Annotated in this window: 19 protein-coding genes; 10 read left to right on the top strand and 9 right to left on the bottom strand. The window is 68.6% G+C overall.

What is annotated here, in order from left to right; translation table 11 throughout:
* Window positions 1-108: 108 nt before the first annotated feature.
* The gene (locus tag ACW172_RS08295; protein ID WP_492034704.1) at window positions 109-489 is read right to left on the bottom strand and encodes a hypothetical protein; all 381 of its coding nucleotides are present in this window, start codon (window positions 487-489) and stop codon (window positions 109-111) included.
* An 8-nt stretch (window positions 490-497) separates the two neighbouring features.
* Window positions 498-1,262 carry a bifunctional 2-polyprenyl-6-hydroxyphenol methylase/3-demethylubiquinol 3-O-methyltransferase UbiG gene (ubiG, locus tag ACW172_RS08300; RefSeq protein WP_492034960.1) on the bottom strand — a complete coding sequence of 255 codons (765 nt, stop codon included), beginning with the start codon at window positions 1,260-1,262 and terminating at the stop codon, window positions 498-500.
* Window positions 1,263-1,379: 117 nt separating this feature from the next.
* Between ubiG and ACW172_RS08305 the strand changes: the two genes are divergently transcribed.
* From ACW172_RS08305 to ispG, 4 genes are all read left to right on the top strand, one after another.
* Window positions 1,380-2,681: an aspartate kinase gene (locus tag ACW172_RS08305; RefSeq protein ID WP_492034961.1), complete on the top strand. Its 1,302-nt coding sequence runs from the start codon at window positions 1,380-1,382 to the stop codon at window positions 2,679-2,681.
* Window positions 2,682-2,730: 49 nt separating this feature from the next.
* A complete protein-coding gene (ptsP, locus tag ACW172_RS08310; protein WP_492034705.1) occupies window positions 2,731-5,004 on the top strand; it encodes a phosphoenolpyruvate--protein phosphotransferase in 2,274 nt (757 codons plus the stop codon).
* A gap of 325 nt (window positions 5,005-5,329) precedes the next feature.
* On the top strand, window positions 5,330-6,409 hold the full coding sequence (locus ACW172_RS08315; protein ID WP_492034706.1) for a helix-turn-helix domain-containing protein: 1,080 nt from the start codon (window positions 5,330-5,332) through the stop codon (window positions 6,407-6,409).
* Between the two features lie 54 nt (window positions 6,410-6,463).
* Complete coding sequence (gene ispG / locus ACW172_RS08320; RefSeq protein ID WP_492034707.1) at window positions 6,464-7,609, top strand: flavodoxin-dependent (E)-4-hydroxy-3-methylbut-2-enyl-diphosphate synthase; 1,146 nt, start codon at window positions 6,464-6,466, stop codon at window positions 7,607-7,609.
* A gap of 2 nt (window positions 7,610-7,611) precedes the next feature.
* Here ispG and ACW172_RS08325 read toward each other — a convergent pair whose 3' ends face one another.
* Together ACW172_RS08325 and ACW172_RS08330 are read right to left on the bottom strand one after the other, a co-directional pair.
* Window positions 7,612-8,388 carry a sulfite exporter TauE/SafE family protein gene (locus ACW172_RS08325; RefSeq protein ID WP_492034708.1) on the bottom strand — a complete coding sequence of 259 codons (777 nt, stop codon included), beginning with the start codon at window positions 8,386-8,388 and terminating at the stop codon, window positions 7,612-7,614.
* Between the two features lie 127 nt (window positions 8,389-8,515).
* Window positions 8,516-9,139 carry a response regulator gene (locus ACW172_RS08330; protein WP_492034709.1) on the bottom strand — a complete coding sequence of 208 codons (624 nt, stop codon included), beginning with the start codon at window positions 9,137-9,139 and terminating at the stop codon, window positions 8,516-8,518.
* Window positions 9,140-9,334: 195 nt separating this feature from the next.
* Between ACW172_RS08330 and prfA the strand changes: the two genes are divergently transcribed.
* Window positions 9,335-10,402 carry a peptide chain release factor 1 gene (prfA, locus tag ACW172_RS08335; protein WP_492034710.1) on the top strand — a complete coding sequence of 356 codons (1,068 nt, stop codon included), beginning with the start codon at window positions 9,335-9,337 and terminating at the stop codon, window positions 10,400-10,402.
* Window positions 10,403-10,405: 3 nt separating this feature from the next.
* On the opposite strand, the gene ACW172_RS08340 is transcribed toward prfA, so the two are convergent.
* Both ACW172_RS08340 and ACW172_RS08345 read right to left on the bottom strand, forming a co-directional pair.
* Window positions 10,406-11,290: an alpha/beta fold hydrolase gene (locus tag ACW172_RS08340; RefSeq protein WP_492034711.1), complete on the bottom strand. Its 885-nt coding sequence runs from the start codon at window positions 11,288-11,290 to the stop codon at window positions 10,406-10,408.
* 70 nt (window positions 11,291-11,360) lie between these two features.
* Window positions 11,361-11,858, bottom strand: coding sequence for a Fur family transcriptional regulator (locus ACW172_RS08345; RefSeq protein ID WP_492034712.1), 498 nt, complete (start codon window positions 11,856-11,858; stop codon window positions 11,361-11,363).
* A 150-nt stretch (window positions 11,859-12,008) separates the two neighbouring features.
* Here ACW172_RS08345 and ACW172_RS08350 point away from each other — a divergent pair, with 150 nt between their 5' ends.
* Window positions 12,009-12,800 carry a SapC family protein gene (locus ACW172_RS08350; protein ID WP_492034713.1) on the top strand — a complete coding sequence of 264 codons (792 nt, stop codon included), beginning with the start codon at window positions 12,009-12,011 and terminating at the stop codon, window positions 12,798-12,800.
* A gap of 108 nt (window positions 12,801-12,908) precedes the next feature.
* On the opposite strand, the gene ACW172_RS08355 is transcribed toward ACW172_RS08350, so the two are convergent.
* The 3 genes from ACW172_RS08355 to phyR form a co-directional block, all read right to left on the bottom strand.
* Window positions 12,909-13,316 (bottom strand): acyl dehydratase, encoded by a 408-nt coding sequence (locus ACW172_RS08355; RefSeq protein ID WP_492034714.1) that lies wholly within the window; start codon window positions 13,314-13,316, stop codon window positions 12,909-12,911.
* A gap of 2 nt (window positions 13,317-13,318) precedes the next feature.
* The gene (locus tag ACW172_RS08360) at window positions 13,319-14,347 is read right to left on the bottom strand and encodes an NADP-dependent oxidoreductase (RefSeq protein WP_492034715.1); all 1,029 of its coding nucleotides are present in this window, start codon (window positions 14,345-14,347) and stop codon (window positions 13,319-13,321) included.
* Window positions 14,348-14,721: 374 nt separating this feature from the next.
* Entirely contained in the window at window positions 14,722-15,516 is a 795-nt protein-coding gene (phyR, locus tag ACW172_RS08365) for an anti-anti sigma factor/receiver protein PhyR (protein ID WP_492034716.1), read from the bottom strand.
* Window positions 15,517-15,761: 245 nt separating this feature from the next.
* On the opposite strand from phyR, the gene nepR reads away from it, so the two are divergent.
* The 4 genes from nepR to ACW172_RS08385 all read left to right on the top strand — a co-directional run bounded on the left by nepR (window position 15,762) and on the right by ACW172_RS08385 (window position 18,577).
* Window positions 15,762-15,965 (top strand): anti-sigma T factor NepR, encoded by a 204-nt coding sequence (nepR, locus tag ACW172_RS08370; RefSeq protein ID WP_492034717.1) that lies wholly within the window; start codon window positions 15,762-15,764, stop codon window positions 15,963-15,965.
* On the top strand, window positions 15,962-16,582 hold the full coding sequence (locus ACW172_RS08375; protein ID WP_492034718.1) for a sigma-70 family RNA polymerase sigma factor: 621 nt from the start codon (window positions 15,962-15,964) through the stop codon (window positions 16,580-16,582). Before nepR ends, ACW172_RS08375 begins: the two co-directional genes overlap by 4 nt.
* Before the next feature lie 112 nt (window positions 16,583-16,694).
* Window positions 16,695-18,386, top strand: coding sequence for a sensor histidine kinase PhyK (gene phyK, locus ACW172_RS08380; RefSeq protein WP_492034962.1), 1,692 nt, complete (start codon window positions 16,695-16,697; stop codon window positions 18,384-18,386).
* A gap of 50 nt (window positions 18,387-18,436) precedes the next feature.
* Window positions 18,437-18,577, top strand: coding sequence for an entericidin A/B family lipoprotein (locus tag ACW172_RS08385; protein ID WP_492034719.1), 141 nt, complete (start codon window positions 18,437-18,439; stop codon window positions 18,575-18,577).
* Window positions 18,578-18,771: the final 194 nt, after the last annotated feature.

The following is an 18,771-nucleotide window of genomic DNA, read 5'->3' on the forward strand; positions in this document are numbered from 1 at the left end:
CCCTGTCATCCCACCGCGCGCGCCGGAAAACCCGTTACATCACCGCAAGGTAGGTGAAATCGCGGTAAGCTTGGCCGCCCAATCGGCCGCGCGGTCGGTCGCGCCGGCTCAGTGGCCCGTGTGGGCCGGAAGCCTGTCGCAGCTCGGCGGCGGCCCGGCCGGAGCCGGCTCGCCGATGGCGACATAGCGCCCCGTCCAGCCGCCCGTGTCACCCGCGGGCCTGGGCCAGCTGTTGGCCTTCACGGTCGGCACGATGGCGGTGTCCAGCGTCGGATTGCCCGAAGGCGTCACGACGACGACCTCGGCGACATGCAGGGGATCGGCCGCGTTCCAGCGCACGCATACCCCGACGACGCCGACCAGGGGCGGGGCGTTGAGCGGGTCCTGGGCTGCGGGTCGGCGGGGAGCCGGCGCGGTCTGGACTGGGTCGGGTCGGGCCGAGGCGGGTTGCACATAGGCGTGAGGGGCGGGGGGCAGGTCCAGCGGCATATCGGATCTCAGTCTCTGGTCGCGATCATCATATAGTTGATGTCCGTATCGTCGCTCTCCGCCCAGCGATCCGTCAACAGGTCGTAGGCGAGGCCATAGGGGCCGGTCACCGCCACCGGCTCCTTCGACAGCATCAGCCGGATTTCGTCGGGCTTGAGGAATTGGCGCCAGTCGTGGGTTCCGGCGGGCACCCAGCGCAGGACGTATTCGGCCGCGATCTTGCCGAGCAGCAGCCCCTTCAGGCTGCGGTTGAGGGTGGCGACGATCATCATCCCGCCCGGGGCGACCAGCCGCGAACAGGCGCGGACGAAGGCCTCGGGATCGGCGACATGCTCGATCACCTCCATGGTCAGGACGACGTCGAACGGTCCCGCGTCTCCCGCGTTCATGGCAGCCTCCATCTGCTCCACGGTGGCGGAGCGATAGGCGATGGGCAGGCCTTGCGGCTCGGCATGGGCGCGGGCGGTGCCGATGTTCTCGGACGAGGCGTCGATGGCGGTGACGTCGAAACCCATGCGCGACATGGGTTCGGCCAGCAGACCGCCGCCGCAGCCGATGTCGATCAGACTCAGCCCCCTGAACGGCGCCCGCTCACGGGTGTTGCGGTCGAAGCGTTCGGCGACCCGGTCGCGCACGAAGGCCAGACGGCTGGGGTTGAACCGGTGCAGCGGCGCGAAGGGGCCATGGGCGTCCCACCACAGGGCAGCCTGGGCCGAAAACCGCGCGACGTCGGCCGGATCGATCGAAGGACCCGAGGCGATCTGATCGTCGATCTCAGAAAAAGCCGCGCCGCTTTGGGGTTTCACGAGGGTTCCGGTGTCGTTAGAAGCGGCCATCCCGGAGGCATGAACCGCCGGACGATTTCACGCAAGATAGGGGTGACCGCCAGGATGACGCGGCCCGAGACCACACGATCTGACTCTTCGGCGCCGGCCTCGCGGCTGGTGATGAAATTCGGCGGCACCTCCATGGGCGACCTGGAGCGGATCCGCCGCGCCGCGCGCATCGTCGCCGCCGAGGTCAAATCGGGCAAACAGGTCGCCGTGGTCGTGTCGGCCATGGCGGGCAAGACCAATGAGCTGGTCGCCTGGACCGACGGCGCCGGCCCCGCTGCGCAAGGCCTGCCCCTGTCCGACGACGAATACGACGTGGTGGTCGCCTCGGGCGAACAGGTGACCGCCGGCCTGTTGGCCCTGACCCTGCGAAACATGGGTCACAACGCCCGCAGCTGGATGGGCTGGCAAATCCCGATCATCACCGACGACGCCCACGGCCGCGCCCGCATCGAGGACGTGCCGGGCGAGGTGCTGGGCGGGGCCATGGATCTGGGCGAGATCGCCGTGATCCCGGGTTTCCAGGGCGTCACGGCCGGCGGCCGGATCACGACGCTCGGTCGCGGCGGCTCCGACACCTCGGCGGTGGCGGTGGCGGCGGCGCTGGACTGCCCGTGCGACATCTATACCGACGTGGACGGCGTCTATACGACCGACCCGCGCATCGAGAAGAAGGCCACCAAACTGAACCGGGTCTCCTATGAAGAGATGCTGGAGATGGCGTCACTGGGCGCAAAGGTGCTCCAGACCCGGTCGGTCGAACTGGCCATGGCCAAGCAGGTGCCCGTGCGGGTCCTGTCGAGCTTCGTCGAACCCGACGAAAACGGAAATCTGCCGGTGGGAGCCGGCACCCTGATCTGTGACGAGGAAGATATCGTGGAAAAGCGCATCGTTTCGGGCGTGACCGTCAGCCGCGACGAGGCGCGCATCACCCTGCTGGGTCTGGCGGATCGCACCGACGCCCCGGCGGACGTCTTCACCCGTCTGGCCGAGGCCAACGTCAATGTGGACATGATCGTCCAGTCCCAGGCGCGCACCGCCGGCGGGGTCAATCTGACCTTCACCACGGGCCGCCGCGACGCCGTCCGGGCCGAGGAGCTGATGACGGCCGCCAAGGACGAGATCAGGTTCGAGGAAATCCGCGTCGACGCCGATGTGGCCAAGGTCTCGGTCATCGGGGTCGGGATGCGCAGCCACGCGGGCGTCGCCCAGACCATGTTCCGCGCCCTCGCCGACAAGGGCGTGAAGTTCCAGGCCATCTCGACCTCCGAGATCAAGATCAGTGTCCTGATCGAAGACGCCTATGCGGAACTCGCGGTTCGTGCACTTCATTCGGCATACGGACTGGATGCGCTATAGATAGCGTCACAGTAGCTCCCTATCTGGGGAGCTCGAGACGGGAGGGCGGATGCCTATAGGCGGCGGATTGACGACGAGGGGGCCACGCAACCTCCTGCGCCAGATCCGTGAGGCCATGGCCGGCGCGGCTCCGGCCCAGGAACGGCTGGATCGCGTCGTGCGCACCATCGCCCAGTCGATGGTCGCCGAGGTCTGTTCCATCTATCTGCGCCGCGCCTCGGGCGAGTTGGAGCTATTCGCGACCGAGGGCCTGAACCGCGAGGCCGTGCACAACACCCGTCTGAGGCCCGGCGAGGGTCTGGTCGGCGAGGTGGCGCGCATGGCCCAGCCCATCAGCCTGTCGGACGCCCCGTCGCACCCCAGCTTCGCCTATCGTCCGGAAACCGGCGAAGACCCCTACCACGCCTTCCTCGGCGCCCCCCTGCTGCGCGGCGGCCGGGCCATCGGGGTTCTGGTCGTCCAGAACCGCGCCGAGCGCCGCTACGACCCCGACGAAGTCGAGGACATCCAGACCATCGCCATGGTTCTGGCCGAAACCGTGGCCTCGGGCGAACTGCTGGGTCAGGAAGAGCTGCGCGACGTCGAGGTTGCCCCGCACCGGCCCGAACGGCTGAAGGGCCAGAAGTTCGCGGAAGGCCTCGCCTTCGGTCACGTCATCCTGCACGAGGCGCCGCTGGCGCCCGAGAAGCTGCTGTCCTCCGACCCGGTCATGGAGGAGATGACCCTGAACCGGGGTCTGGCCGATCTGAAGGCCGGCATCGACGCCATGCTGGAGGGCGGTCAGGGCAAGCTGGCCGGCCAGTCGTTCGAGGTGCTGGAAACCTATCGGATGTTCGCCGACGACCGGGGCTGGAACCGGTCGCTGGTCGAGGCCGTCCGTTCGGGTCTGACCGCCGAGGCCGCCGTCGACCGGGTCAGGAACGAACACCGCGCCCGCTTCGCCAAGGCGCGTGACCCCTATATCAAGGAGCGGCTGCACGACTTCGAGGACCTGGCCAACCGGCTGCTGCGCGTCCTGGCCGGCGACAATCCGGGCCAGCGCGAACTGCCGGACGACGCTATCCTGGTGGCCCGGAACCTCGGCCCCGCCGACCTGCTGGAATATCCACGCGAGACCCTGAAGGGCCTGCTGCTGGAAGAGGGTTCGGCCGCCAGCCATGCGGCCATCGTCGCGCGGGCCCTGGGCATCCCCTGCGTCGGCCGTTTGATGGGGCTGCGCGACCGGCTCAGCGAAGGCGACCTGGTCATTGTCGACGGGGAGACGGGCGAGGCCCATCTGCGGCCCCGCTCCGACATGCTCGACTCGGTCCAGTCGCGCATGGCCGTGCGCGACCAGCGTCAGGCCGAGTTCGCCAAGCTTCGCGACGTCCCCGCCGTGACCGCGGACGGGACGCGCATCTCCCTGCTGACCAACGCCGGTCTGGCCGTTGATCTGGAAAACCTCGACGAGACGGGCGCCGAGGGCATCGGCCTGTTCCGTACCGAGTTCCAGTTCATGGTCTCCGAGGAACTGCCGCGTCTGGACAGTCAGACGGCGCTCTACAGGCTGGTGCTGGACGCCGCCGGCGACCGGCCCGTGACCTTCCGCACCCTCGACATCGGCGGCGACAAGGTCCTGCCCTATATGGAGACGACCGAGCGGGAGGAGAATCCGGCGCTTGGCCGCCGCGCCATCCGCCTCGGGCTGGACCGGCCGTCGCTGCTGCGGCTGCAACTGCGCGCGCTTCTGGCCGCCGGGGCCGGGCGCGAGCTGCGCGTCATGTTCCCGATGATCGCCACGGTGGACGAGTTCCGCGCCGCGCGCGAACTGGTCGACGTCGAATGCGACTGGGCGCGGCGTCGGGGGCGACCTTTGCCCGCCCTGCTGCGTGTCGGGGCCATGATCGAATGCCCGTCGGTGCTCTGGCACCTCGACGCCCTCCTGCCCCTGACCGACTTCGTCTCGGTCGGGTCCAACGACCTGTTCCAGTATATGTACGCCGCCGACCGCACCAATCCGCTGGTTTCGGACCGGTACGACCCCCTGTCGCCCCCGGCGCTGAGGGCCCTGCAGGCCATCCAGAAGGCCTGCGCCGACACCGGGACGCCGGTGTCCGTGTGCGGAGAATTGGCCGGGCGGCCGCTGGAGGCCTTCGCCTTGTTGACGCTGGGCTTTACCCGTTTGTCGGCGCCGGCGGGCGGCGTCGGGCCCGTCAAGCGGATGATCCTCTCCGCCGATCTGACCGCCGCCAAGCGCGGCATGGCCAGCCTTCTGGGCAGCTCCGCCGGATCGATCCGTAACGAGATCGAAAGTCTGGCGCGAAAGTTGAACGTCGCGGTCTGACGCGTCCCGCCCTGACGCATTTTCCCCGATTTCGCGTGTGGGGAGAGTGCGCCACACCTGCCGGGCGAGCCGCCGTCATGCTTAACAGAGCGTTGAACCACCGGCTGAAATGCGATATCCAGACACCGACAAAAAACGATCTCCGGGGGGAGCTCAGAGCGACGAGGCCACTGTGGTATCGTTCGCGTCTTGGTCGAGTACGGCGCATGATCGGCATCCCGCAGTTTCGGGATACGACGCGCCGAGTATGGGGTCAGCCTTCATGGCGCTGGATACGGGGAATGTCCCCGATGAGTTTCGGTCACATCCGGACTGGAAGGACCCTGTGCCCTCCATCGTCGACGCCGCGACTCTGGGCGCTGGATTGCGCGCCACCCGCGAGGCCTCGGGCCGTTCGCTGGCCGAGTTGTCGGTCGTCACCCGCGTCCACACCCGCTATCTGATCGCCCTCGAGGAGGGCGACTTCTCGGCCCTGCCGTCGCGCGTCTTCGCCATCGGCTATGTCCGTGCCTATGCCGAGGCCCTGGGCCTGGACGAACAACTGGCCGTCGAACGCTTCAAGCGCGAAAGCCCGGACGGCTCGGTCCCGCTGCAGGCGCCGGTCGGCGTCGCCTTCCAGGATGTGCGCCGCTATTCGCCGCGCGTCATCGCCGCCGTCGTGGCCATCGCCGTCGCCGTGGTCGGCTGGAACGTCTTCCAGCGCGTCAACATGCTGCGCGCGCCGCAGCCCTCGGACATCGCCTCCGTCCCCGAAAGCTGGACCCTGGGCGACGTGCCCGGCCAGCACGCGGTCAGCATCGGCGCCCCGCACCCGGCCCCGCCGGACCAGACCATTCCCGCCCTCTATGTCACGCCCGGCCTCGAGGCCCAGCTGACCGGCATTGACCCCACCGACCTTGAAGCCGTCGCCGCCGCCGCCGCCGCCAAGGCCCCGCCGGTCCAGGCCGCCTTCAACCCGCGCGGCGCCATCTACGGCGCGGCCGCCACCGCCTCACAGGTCGTGCTGCAGGCGCGCAAGGCCGCGGCTCTGGTCGTGCGCATGGGCGACGGTCGCGTCCTGTTCGCCCGTCAGCTGGCCGCCGGCGAAAGCTGGCGCGCGCCCATCGGCCTGTCGGCCACCGTCGACGTCTCCGATCCGACCGCCTTCGACGTCTATCTGAACGGGGAGCACGGGGGCGGTCTGGCCGCCGTCCTGACGCCGTTGAGCCAGTTGAACCAGCGCGCCGAACAGCTGGCGCGGCAAACCGCCGCCGAGGTCGCCGCAGAAGCCTCGGCCAGGGCCGCCGCGGCCCAGCGCGCCGCCGACCAGGCCGCCGCCCAGACCGCGGCCCAGGCGGGTCAGGTGGTCCAGGCCAATGCCGTCGCGGCCCAGCAGGGCCTCAACGCCGCGGTGACTCCGCGCTGAATCCTGGCCGGCGTCATGGCCATGCCACGATGAAGCGCCTATCTTGCGTCTGACATGAGCGACCATTCGCATATCCGTCCCTGGCGCCACATCGAGCGCCGCAAGAGCCGCCAGATCATGGTGGGGTCCGTCGCCGTCGGTGGCGACGCGCCCATCAGCGTCCAGTCGATGACCAACACCCTGACCTCGGACGCCAATGCGACCATCGGTCAGATCCGTGAGCTGGAAGAGGCCGGGGCCGACATCGTCCGCGTCTCCTGCCCCGACGAGGACTCCACCGCCGCCTTCAAGACCATCGCCAGGGCCGCCAAGGTCCCGCTGGTCGCCGATATCCACTTCCACTACCGCCGCGGCATTGAGGCCGCCGAGGCTGGCGCCGCCTGCCTGCGCATCAATCCGGGCAATATCGGCAATGCGGCGCGGGTGAAGGAAGTCATCCAGGCGGCCAAGGACCACGGCTGCTCCATGCGCATCGGCGTCAACGCCGGCTCGCTGGAGAAGGAGCTGCTGGAGAAATACGGCGAGCCCTGCCCCGACGCCATGGTCGAGAGCGCCCTCAACCACGCCCGCATCCTGCAGGACCACGACTTCCACGAGTTCAAGATCTCGGTGAAGGCGTCCGACCCCTTCCTGACGGTCGCCGCCTATCAGCAGCTGGCCGAGGCCATCGATTGCCCGCTGCACCTCGGGGTCACCGAGGCGGGACCGTTGCGCACCGGGACGATCAAGTCCTCCATCGGCATGGGTTCCATGCTGTGGGCCGGGATCGGCGACACCATTCGCGTGTCGCTGGCCGCCGACCCGGTCGAGGAGATCAAGGTCGGCTTCGACATCCTGAAGTCGCTGGGCCTGCGCCACCGGGGCGTCAACATCATCGCCTGCCCGTCCTGCGCCCGTCAGGGCTTCAACGTCATCGAGACGGTGGGCGTGCTGGAAGAGAAGCTGGCCCATATCTCCACCGCCATGTCGCTGTCGATCATCGGCTGCGTCGTGAACGGCCCGGGCGAGGCCCTCTACACCGACGTCGGCTTCACCGGCGGCGGCAAGGGCTCGGGCATGGTCTATCTGAACGGCAAGATCGCCCACAAACTCGACAATGCGAAGATGGTCGACGAGATCGTCGAACTGGTCGAGGCCAAGGCCGCCGAACTGGACGCCGCCCGCGCGGCCCAGGACGCGGCCCGCGTGGCGGCGGAATAGCTTCAGATCACCTTGAACAGCCGCAGGGCCTGGTAGCCCGCAGACAGGAGCACGACCGCGCCGACGCCGTAGGTCAGGACCTGACGCGGCGCGATACGGGCGATGACCCCGGCGAGCGGAGCGGCGATCAGGCCGCCGACGATCAGGCCCGCGACGGCGGTCGCATGGCTGGCGATGCCCTCGGCCTGGTCCCAGTGACCGGTCAGCAGGGCGGCGAGGAAGGTCGCCGAAATGGCGGCCGTGACGAAGAACTCGGCGGTGTTGGTCGTGCCGATCGAGATGCGCGGATCCTGACCCGAGCCGACCATGGTGGTGGTGACCGTCGGGCCCCAGCCGCCGCCGCCGATGGCGTCGAAGAAGCCGCCGACCAGACCCAGCGGCCCCGTGAACTTCACCGGAAACACCCGCTCGCGGGTCTTCTTGGTGGCCCGCCAGATGATGACCAGCCCCATGATCGACAGATAGGCGGTGATCCAGGGCTTGAGCAGATCGCCGTTGACGGTGGTCAGGACGAAGGCGCCGATGACGCCGCCGACCACGCCGCCGGCGGCCAGGGGCACGAACTGCTTCCAGTTCACATTCTTGTTGGCGGCATGCGATCCGGCCGAGGCGGCGGTGGTGAAGACCTCGGCGGCGTGGACGCTGGCCGAGGCCGTGGCGGGCGGCACGCCGAAGGCCAGCAGGACCGTCGAGGAGATGACGCCATAGGCCATGCCGAGCGCTCCATCGACGCATTGCGCCAGGAAGCCGACCGCGAGGAAGAGCAGGAAGTCGTGCATGGGGCGGGTCGGCTCTGGCTGAGGCTGAACGGTGGGTTCTCGATCTTCTCGGACGAGCGTCGAAGTCGGTAAAGCGACAAATCCTAGCTGCGTGGGCGAGTATTTCTCCCGCCTCCCGGCCGGAGGTCTAGTGAGCCGTCACCCGGGCGATCGCCTCCAGCACCTGGGCGCCGGTATAGGGTTTGAGCACCAGGGCTTCGGCCAGATCGGCATGGCGGGCGGCCGCGCCGATGTCGCCGGTCAGAAACAGGGCCGGCAGACCCCAGCGGTCCTTCAGGGTGCGCGCCAGCTCGATCCCGGTGACCTCTCCGGAGAGATTGATGTCCAGCAGGGCCAGGTCGACGAGGTGGAGCGCCGCCGCGGCCTCGGCCGCCTCGGCGTTCTGGAACGGCCCGACGACGCTGTGCCCGGCCTCGACAAGGGCGAAAGTCAGGTCGGCGGCGGTCTCGGGATCGTCCTCGACCAGCAGAAGGGTCAGGGGTTCGGGCGCCGTCGTCGCGGTGGTCTCCGCCCTGGGACGGGGCGTCTGGCGCACCAGAACGGCGCGCAAATCCGACCAGATTTCCGCGTCGGTCCGCTGAAGATCGAGGTCGTAGATGCCGGCCATGGCCCTGAGCTCGGCCGAGGCTGCGTCCGACAGGCCGCCGTCGCCGACCTGTTCGAGCAGCCGGTCGTAGAGGGCGCAGAGGCGCTCGACCGCCTCATGAGCCTCGGCGTTGACGGATTTGGACTCAGGCGGTCGATCGAACATGGGGGTCTCCGGACTGAACAGCTCAAGGGGACCTAAGGCGCGAACCCGGGATTGGTAACCGGCCCTGACGGGATCGTGACGCCCGATCACAACCGCGCCAGCGCGCGGTCCGGCCGCATCGAATGCGGATTCCTCGACATTACAGCACCTCCCGGAGTAAGACCGCGCCTCCTCACAGAACAGGCGACCTCTCCCTTGCGACTGCCCCAGGCCCGGCTCGATCAGGTGCTCGACCGCTTCCATCAGGTGGAGGCGCGTATGGGCGCGGCCACCGATGGTCAGGAGATCGTGCGGCTGTCGAAGGAACACGCCGAGATGAAACCGGTCGCCGACGCCGTTCAAGCGCTGGCCAGGGTGCGGGCCGAGATCGAGGATCTGGCCGTCATGGCGGAAGATCCCGAGATGGCCGCCATGGCCGCCGACGAGCTGGAGGCGCTGAACGCCCGCCTGCCGGAGATGGAGCGCGACGTCGCCCTCTTGCTGGCCCCGCGCGACGCCGACGAGAACGCCTCCGCCGTGCTGGAAGTGCGCGCCGGCACCGGCGGGGACGAGGCCGCCATCTTCGCCGGCGATCTGTTCCGCATGTATTCGCGCTACGCCTCCTCGCGCGGCTGGCGGGTCGAGCTGGACTCGGCGACCGAGGGCGACGCCGGGGGCTACAAGGAAATCATCGCCACCGTGACCGGGGACGGCGTGTTCGGGCGGCTGAAGTTCGAATCGGGCGTCCACCGCGTCCAGCGCGTTCCGGCGACGGAGACGCAAGGCCGCATCCACACCTCGGCGGCGACCGTCGCCGTCCTGCCCGAGGTCGAGGACGTCGAAATCGATATCCAGGACAAGGACATCCGCATCGACACCTTCCGGGCCTCGGGCTCGGGCGGTCAGCACGTCAACAAGACCGACTCGGCCGTGCGCATCACCCACTTCCCGACCGGGATCGTGGTGACCTCGTCGGAGAAGTCGCAGCACGTGAACCGCGACAAGGCGATGAAGAACCTGCGCGTCCGCCTCTACGACATGCAGCGTCAGGCCAAGGACAACGCCCGCTCGGACGCCCGCAAGTCGCAGGTCGGCTCGGGCGACCGCTCCGAGCGCATCCGCACCTACAACTATCCGCAAGGCCGGGTCAGCGACCACCGCATCAACCTGACCCTGCACAGCCTGCCGCAGATCATGGAGGGGGACATCGATCCCCTGCTGAACGCCCTGATCGCCGAGGACCAGGCGGCAAGGCTGGCGGACCTCGAGGCGGAATTTAACTAGGTCTCACACCGCCGCGTCGAACAGGGCGTCGCGGACGATGTCGGGTTTCAGCATGGGGAAGAAGTGGGTGCTGTCCGGCACGGTTTCGACCGTCAGCCGGCGCGCGGGATCGGTCGCCATGTGGCAGGTCGAATCCTGCGCGGCTTTCAGGATACGGACAGGACGGTCAAGCCGGCGCAGAGCCGCCCACGGGTCGTGGGACTGGGAGCCGTAGTTGGACGCTTCCCACTCCGGCGAACAGGCCAGGTTGAAGCCCTGATCGGTCTCGATCAGGCCGTCGGAGATGTAGTCGGCCAGCATCATCTCGGGCCAGCCCTTGAAGGCGCCGCGGCCGCGATAGGCGGCCAGGGCCTGCTCGCGGCTGTCGAACAGCCGGCGACGCCGCAAGGCGCCCTTCGCCAGGGGGATTCGGCTGGGCAGGCCGCGCAGGACCGGGAATTTGAAGGCCGTGACCCAGGCGCGGGTCCAGATCACCGGGTCGAACAACACGAGGCCCGACACCTGATCGCGGCGCTCGGCGGCGGCCAGCAGGCTGGAGGTTCCACCCATGGAATGGCCGGACATGATGACCGGCGGCCCGTCGACGGCGTCGATCAGGGCGCTCAGGTCGTCGCGATGGTCGGCCCAGCTGAAGCGGCCCTCGACCGGGGTCGGCAGGGTGGTGCGCCCGTGGCCGCGCAGATCGGGCGCCCAGATCCGCAGCGAGGCCGAGAGGGGCGCCAGCAGGGTGCGGTAGGTGGCGGCGTTGAAGCCGTTGGCGTGGACGAAGACCAGATCGACCGGCCGCTTGGGGTCGCCGAAGTCCATGACCGACATCTGTCCCGAGCCCCAGCGGTTGCTCACCGGGACGGACAGGCGACGGGGCGGGGTCAGAAGGGCGGCGTCCATGGACTCAAAGGTAGGGTGGCGGACCCGCATTGGCCAGTAAGGCCGAACCCTGTCCCCGATATCAGGGACCTTATGCCGCGACGCGGCAGGCGGGGCAGCGGCCGTGGCCCTCGATCGTGGTGCGTTCGATGGCGTAGCCGGCGGTGTCGGCGGCCAGGGCGAAGGTCTGGCCGGTCGGGGCCACGACCTCCTCGGTCGCGCCGCAGCAGTCGCAGATCAGGAAGGCCGCCGCATGAGGAAGGGCCTCCGCGTCATTGCCGGCAGTGCAGGCGACATAGGCGCTGATGGAGGCGATGCGGTGCGCCATCCCCTTGCGTTCCAGGAATTCGAGCGCGCGATAGACCGTCGGCGGCTTGGCGGCCTGGCCATCTTCGCCGTAGCGGGCGATCAGATCATAGGCCTTGACCGGCTCGCCGGCGGTCAGGAGCAGCTCCAACACCCGGCGGCGCGGGGCCGTCATGCGCTCGCCCTGGGCGACGCAGCGGCCCTCGGCGGCATCGAGCGTGCGTTCGATCGCCTCGGCGCCGGGCCGGTCGTGATGGTGGTCGTGGCCGCAGGAAGAACTCATGGAAATACAGCTAAGGGGTGAAGGGCCGCCCCGCAACCGGATCGATGCGGGCCGCCTGTACGGTTCGCCTGGCGGAATACTGACGTTTGCCGCCCGCGCCGGGTTCCGCTAGAAGGCGCGACTTTCCGCTTTTCAGAGACCCTGGCGTCCATGACCGACACCCTGCAGACCGAAGGCCAACTGGCCGGCACCGTCCTGTTCTACTCCAAGCCCGAGCCGCTCTCGGCCGAGCTGCACGGAACCCTGGGCGCCAATCCGGTCGACAAGCCCTATGCCTTCGTGGCCCAGACCCACGTCGTGCCCCTGACCGTGACCGAGTTCGCTCCGGCCGCCCTGTCCTATCCGGTCGTCTTCCTGGGCGACACCAGGCAGCCGGTCGCCGTCATGGGCCTGCGTCAGGGCGAGAACCTGTACGTCGACGCCGCCGGCGACTTCAAGGCCGAGGCCTATATCCCGGCCTATGCCCGCCGCTATCCGTTCGTCTTCGCCAATGACGAAGTCCAGAACCGCATGATCCTGTGCATCGATCGCGCCGCGCCCTTCATCGGCGAAGGCGGCCAGGTGCCCCTGTTCGAGAACGGCCAGCCGAGCCAGTACGTCACCCAGGCCATGGAGTTCTGCAACAATTTCGAGCAGGAGCGTCAACGCACCGACAGCTTCATCGCCCTGCTCAACGAACTGGACCTGTTCCACACCCGTGAGGCCGTCTTCACGCCGCGCGACGAGAACGGCATCCCGGGCGAGCCCCAGAAGCTGGCCGACTATTTCGCCGTCTCGGAAGACAAGCTGAAGGCCCTGCCGGCCGAGAAGCTGGCCGAGCTGCGCGACAACGGCGCCCTGGGCCAGATCTACGCCCACCTGGTGTCGCTGCTGGGTTGGGACCGTCTGATCGCCCTGGCCTTCCAGCGCGCCGCCGAAACGCCCGCCGCCGCGAACGCTTGAGTCGCGACGCGACTTAAGCGGCTTCCTTTTGGGGCTATCGCGCGTTCGCGCTACTTGAGCCCCGGAAAACGATCAGCCCCGCCGGTTCGCCGGCGGGGTTTTTCGTTTTCATCTGCGGACGAAGAGCGCGCGGGTCAGGCAGCCGAAGACCAGACGGCCGCCCTCGTCGAGGAGGTCGTGCTGGGCGATGACGATGCCCTTCTCGTCGCCGACCGGGTCCTTGCCCATGACCGTCATGCGGCCGCGCAGCAGTTCGCCGGGCGGCGGATTGCGCATGAAGCGCAGGCCGTCGACGGCCAGGACCTTGGTCTGGGCCCAGCCGGCGGATTTCTCGGCCGCCAGCCGAGACCACAGGGCGTAGACCATGGCGTCGGGCGCGCCGTAGGCGGGGTCCCAGCCGGGGGCGAACCGTTCGACGAATGCCTCCACCGCCGCCTCGTCGACGGCGACGGCGCCCAGCTGGAGCACCTGACCGTTCTCGAGATCCTCGAAATGGATGTGGAGGCTGTCGCTCATGGTCAGGATCCCTGGTCGGCCGGCTCTTCCGAAACGCGCACCAGAAGCTTGCCGTCATGGTCACCGGTGAACAAGCGGTTGAGCGAGGTCAAGGCGCCTTCCAGCCCGTTGTCGACATGGACCTTCCACTTCACCTTGCCCTCGGCCAGCCAGGGGCCGAGTTCGGCGACCATCTCCTTCGCCCGGGGCGAATAGTCCATGACGAGGAAGCCCTGCATGGTCATGCGGTGGGTGATCAGGCGGCTGAGGTCGGGGGAGGGAGGACGTTTGGTGGCGTTATAGGCCGAGACCATGCCGCAGACGGCCATGCGGGCGTGCAGGTTCAGCCGGTTCCACACCGCGACCATGATGTCGCCGCCGACGTTTTCGAAATTCAGGTCGACGCCGTTGGGGGCCAGACGGTCCAGGGCCTCGCCGACGTCCTCGTTCTTGTAGTCGATGGCGGCGTCGAAGCCGAGCTCCTCGACCAACCAGCGGCATTTGTCGGGACCGCCGGCGATGCCGATGACGTGGGCGCCGCGCTGTTTGGCGATCTGGCCGGCGACGGAGCCGACCGCGCCGGCCGCCGCCGAGATGACCATGACCTGGCCGGGCTCGGGCCTGAGCACGTCTGTGACGCCGAAATAGGCGGTCATCCCGGTCATGCCCATGACCGACATATTGGCCGTCAGCGGCAGGCCGGGAGCCCGATGGACCCGGGAAGCGCCCGTGTCGGGCACGACACCGTAGTCGGCCCAGCCGCCCATGGCCGTGGTGACCAGATCGCCGACCTTGTACTTCTGCGACCTCGTCTCCTCGACCACGCCCAGCGTCAGGCCGCGCATGACCTCGCCGAGGCCCACGGGCGGCAAGTAGCCGACGGCGTCGTTCATCCAGGTGCGGTTGGTCGGGTCCAGCGACAGATAGATGGTGCGGACGAGGATATCGCCGTCGCCGAGTTCGGGCGTCGGGCTCTCGACCAGCTCCAGGTCTCCGTCCTTGATCAGGCCTTGGGGCCGCTGACGCAGGACCCACTGACGATTCATCGGCATCGAACGCTCTCCCGGGATGGTTTCTTTTGCAGACCCATTCTGGCCCCTGACGCGGCGGTGTCGAGGGGACCCGGCGTCGCGCGTAAAGAAAAACGGACGGATCAGAGATCCGCCCCGGCGCTGCAAAGAAAAACGGACGGATCAGAGATCCGTCCGAGAAAGTGGCATCATCGAGAATGAGGCGCGGAGGCGACAGACCGGCTGGCGCCGGTCTCAAGTCGGGGGGGCGTCGCCGCCTCCGCAGATTGATAACGGCGACTCCTCAATCGCGTTCCGCGCGGTGGTGAGATTTTTCTCCGGCCCCGCGAAACTGACAAAACAAAAGGCCGCCGGACGCGAGTCCGACGGCCCTTCGATGGCCGATTCCGGGGACCTTACGCGGCTTCCTTGCGGCGCGAGGGGTGGAAGAACAGGGCCTGGCTGATCGCCGCCTTCACCGTTTCCGGCTGGAAGGGCTTGGTGATCAGGAAGGTCGGCTCCGGGCGTTCGCCGGTCAGCAGACGCTCGGGGAAGGCGGTGATGAAGATCACCGGCACGTCGAACCGCTTGAGGATGTCCTTGACCGCGTCGATGCCCGACGAGCCGTCGGCCAGCTGGATGTCGGCCAGGACCAGACCCGGACGGTGGCGGGCGACGGCGTCGACGGCCTCGTCATGGGTCGTCGCCGTGGCGGTGACGTTGTGGCCCAGCTCGCGGACCAGGCTTTCGATGTCGGCCGAGATGATGGCCTCGTCCTCGATGATGAGGACGTCGGTGGCCAGTTCGGCGTCGATCTCGGCCTGGGCCTCGCCGATCAGCCGCTCGACGTCATGGACGTCGGCCGACAGGATCTGGGCGGCTTCCGAGGGGGTGAAACCTTCGAGCGCGGTCAGGAGGAAGGCCTGACGCGAGCGCGGTGCGATGCGCATCAGGCGGCGCGAGGCGTCGTCGCGGCCCTCGATGCCGCTCTGGTCTTCCAGCTGGGCGCCGGTCGAGGACCAGATGGCGTGGAACACCTGATAGAGGGCGACCCGCGGCGTCATTTCGGTGGACAGCTGGCGTTCGCCGGCGGCCAGGGCCTCGAGGGCGACGCGGACATAGTTGTCGCCTGTCGCCTGATCACCGGTCAGGGCGCGCGCGTAGCGACGGACGTAGGGCAGGTGAGGCGCAAGTCTGGCCAGAAGGCTCATCTCAGAAAATTCCCCGACATAACAAGGTGACACGCCAAAGACCCCAGGGCGGTCCCAGGCGCGTGACACCGACCGAACGTATCATCACCGCCACGGTTCCATCGCGGAACCTCAACCTTGACCATATTTTTGCATTCACAACCGGAACCGTGTCCGTTCGCCGACGTTGTCCGGGTCCATAATGACGTCGACGGTCAGGTCGGCGCGTCCCAGAATGCGTGCAACGGGTGGCGGCTTAAAAATTCATGATCGATACTCCTGACTCCTCCCGGCGCAAGCCGGCGCCCACGGGCGAGGCCGGGCTGGAAGAAGCCCGTCTGCGTCAACAGGCCATCGGCGTGAAGCTGCGCCATATGTTCGACGAGGTGGTCAATGAGCCGATCCCCGACGAATTCCTCGCCATTCTGCGGCGCGCCGACGACAAGGCGGGCGAGAAGGGCGGCGAATGAGCGTCTCCTCCTCGCGGCCGCCCGCGCCGCCCAAGCCCCCTTCGGCCGACGACGCCGGATTCAAGCGTGAACTGGTCACCCTGATTCCGCATCTGCGCGCCTTTGCCCGGACTTTGACCGGCGATCCGACGGCCGCCGACGACCTGGCCCAGGACGCCATGATGAAGGCCTGGGACGCCCGGGCCAGCTATCAGATGGGCACGAACATGAAGGCCTGGACCTTCATGATCCTGCGCAACCAGTTCTATTCCGAGAAGCGCCGGTCGTGGCGTCAGTCCCAGCTGGATCAGGAGGCCGCCGAGCGCACCCTGGTCGCCGTCGACGATCCGGAGGCGCCGGTCGCCCTGGACGAGCTGCGCATGGCCCTGAACACCCTGCCGGAAGAACAGCGCGAAGCGCTGATCCTCGTCGGCGCCGGCGGGTTCGCCTATGAAGAGGCGGCCGAGATCTGCAACTGCGCGGTCGGCACGGTGAAGAGCCGGGTCAGCCGCGCGCGCCGGGCCCTTCTGGCGACGCTGGAGCGCGGCGGCTACGCCCGCGACGGCAAGGCCGCTGGCGACGCCATGCGCTCCATCCTCGCCGACGCCGATCGTCTGAGCGGCGCCAGGCAGGTCTGATCCAGTGGCGCCTATCGGCCGCTCCCTGGGCCGCGATCTGAAACGCCGGTTCTCGTTTCGCTCCGAACGCTCGCAGCGGTTCCAGAGCATTCGCTTCCGGCTGGGCGTGGCCATGGCCATCGCCCTGCTGCCGATCCTGGTGCTGGGGGCGATCCAGACCCAGGCGGACTTCCGCGAACAGGCTGCCGATCGCCGGTCGGACCTGCAGCTCGCCGCCGCCCGCGCGGCGGCGACGACCAAGGCGCGGCTGGACAGTACGACCGTCCTGCTCGAGGCCCTGGGGCCCGAGGCCACCGGCCCCAACTGCGCGCCCAGACTGGCCAGCCTGATCGAGCGGCTGGATGACTATGAGGCCCTGTACCGGATGGCTCCGACGGGAGACATCCTGTGCTCCTCGCGCCCGCCCCTGCCCACGACCACCTCGGCGACGGTGCGCGCCCGGCCCTGGTTCCAGCGCGTGGCCGCCGGCGAGGCCCTGGTGGTGCAGCGCTCGGCCTCGACGACCTCGCCTCGCCCCGGCCTTGTGGTCGCCTCGCGCATCGAACGGCCCCTGGGGCGGTTCGACGGCGCGATGGTCGCCGTCATTCCGCTGGACCGGCTGCAGCCCGACGTCACAGACCCGGCCCTGCCCAAGGGGGCGCAGGCCGCCCTGACCGACGCCGACGGGCGGGTCCTGACCGCCACCGACGTTCGCGCCTTCCAGCTGAAGGGCGATCGGACGCTGGATGGCTGGGTCGAGCGCGCCCGCCAGGACGCCACCTCCCTGTTCGAGGCCGACGACAGCCTGGGCCAGCACCGGGTCTACGCGGGCGCCGCCCTGGCCGGACGCGACGTCTATGTCCTGCTGTCGGCGCCGGCGCCGGGTCTCCTGTCCTGGGCCCAGCTGAACCCGATCGGTTCCATCCTTCTGCCCTTCGCCGCCTGGCTGGCCGCCTTCGCCGCCGTCATGCTGGTGACCGAGCGGGTGGTGGTGCGCTGGCTCGACTATCTGGAGCGGGTCGCCGCCATCTATGCGCGTGGCCGCTTCTCGGTGCGCCCGGTCCAGGCCTCCAACGCCCCGTCCGAGATCCGGCTGTTGGCCCAGACCCTGGACGAACTGGCCGAGAACATCACCACCCGCGACGGCATGCTGACCGAAAGCCTGTCGGAGAAGGACGCGCTGATGCGCGAGATCCATCACCGGGTGAAGAACAACCTGCAGATCATCTCCTCCCTGCTGTCGATGCAGCAGCGCGCCCTGACCGACGGTCCGGCCAAGGCGGCCCTGGGCGACACGCGTCAGAGAATCTCGGCCCTGGCCCTGATCTACCGGACCCTCTACCAGTCCGAGAACATCCGCTATGCCGACGCCCGCGAGTTCCTGACCGAACTGGTCGGCCAGCTGGTCGCGGCCGAGGCGATGCGCGGCCCGGTCGTTTCTTCTTCGGTCGAGGCCGACAGTCTGGTGGTCGATCCCGACAAGCTGGCGCCCCTCGCCCTGTGGCTGGTGGAGGCCGTGACCAACGCCCAGAAGCACGCCTTCGCCGGGCGCGGCGGGACGCTTCAGGTCCGCTTCGAGGTCAAGGGCGAGACCAGTGTGCTGGAGGTCCAGGACGACGGACCCGGCCCCGATCAGGCGGCCGTCACCGCCGGGGTCGGGCGCACCCTTATGGGCGCCTTCGCCAAGCAGCTGAGGGGCGAGGCCGAGATCCTGCGGGCCCCTGACGGCGGGACCATCGCCCGGATGGTCTTCGCCACCCCCGAGGCCGTCGTGCCGACCGATCCAGCCGATCTGGTCGGAACCGCCAAGCCGGCGTCGCGTTGACTCCACAGACCCGGCGCGATGGACGCGCCGCCCCTCCCGGAGTGATTTCGATGCGCAAGATGTTCGTGCTGTTCGCCGCCGCCGCCGCCCTGACCACCGCCGCCTGCAACACGGTTTCGGGCGTGGGCAAGGACACCGCCGCCGCCGGCCACGCCGTGACCGGCGCGGCCGAGGAAGCCAAGGGCAACTGATCGCGGAACCGCGTTCGTTTGAACGTGTTCTGTTGATATCGGCGGAAGGAGAGAGCCGCCGATCTGTAAAGAACCCCGCCGGTCGCCCCACCGGCGGGGTTTTTGCTGTCCCGCGTCCAGCCGCCGCGCTTCCCCCGGGTCACCCCGCCCGCTAGGGTCAGACAAAGACGGTCCGGAGAGGCCGAACGGGGAGA

It is taken from the genome of Brevundimonas sp. ALps5 (genome assembly GCF_058681645.1).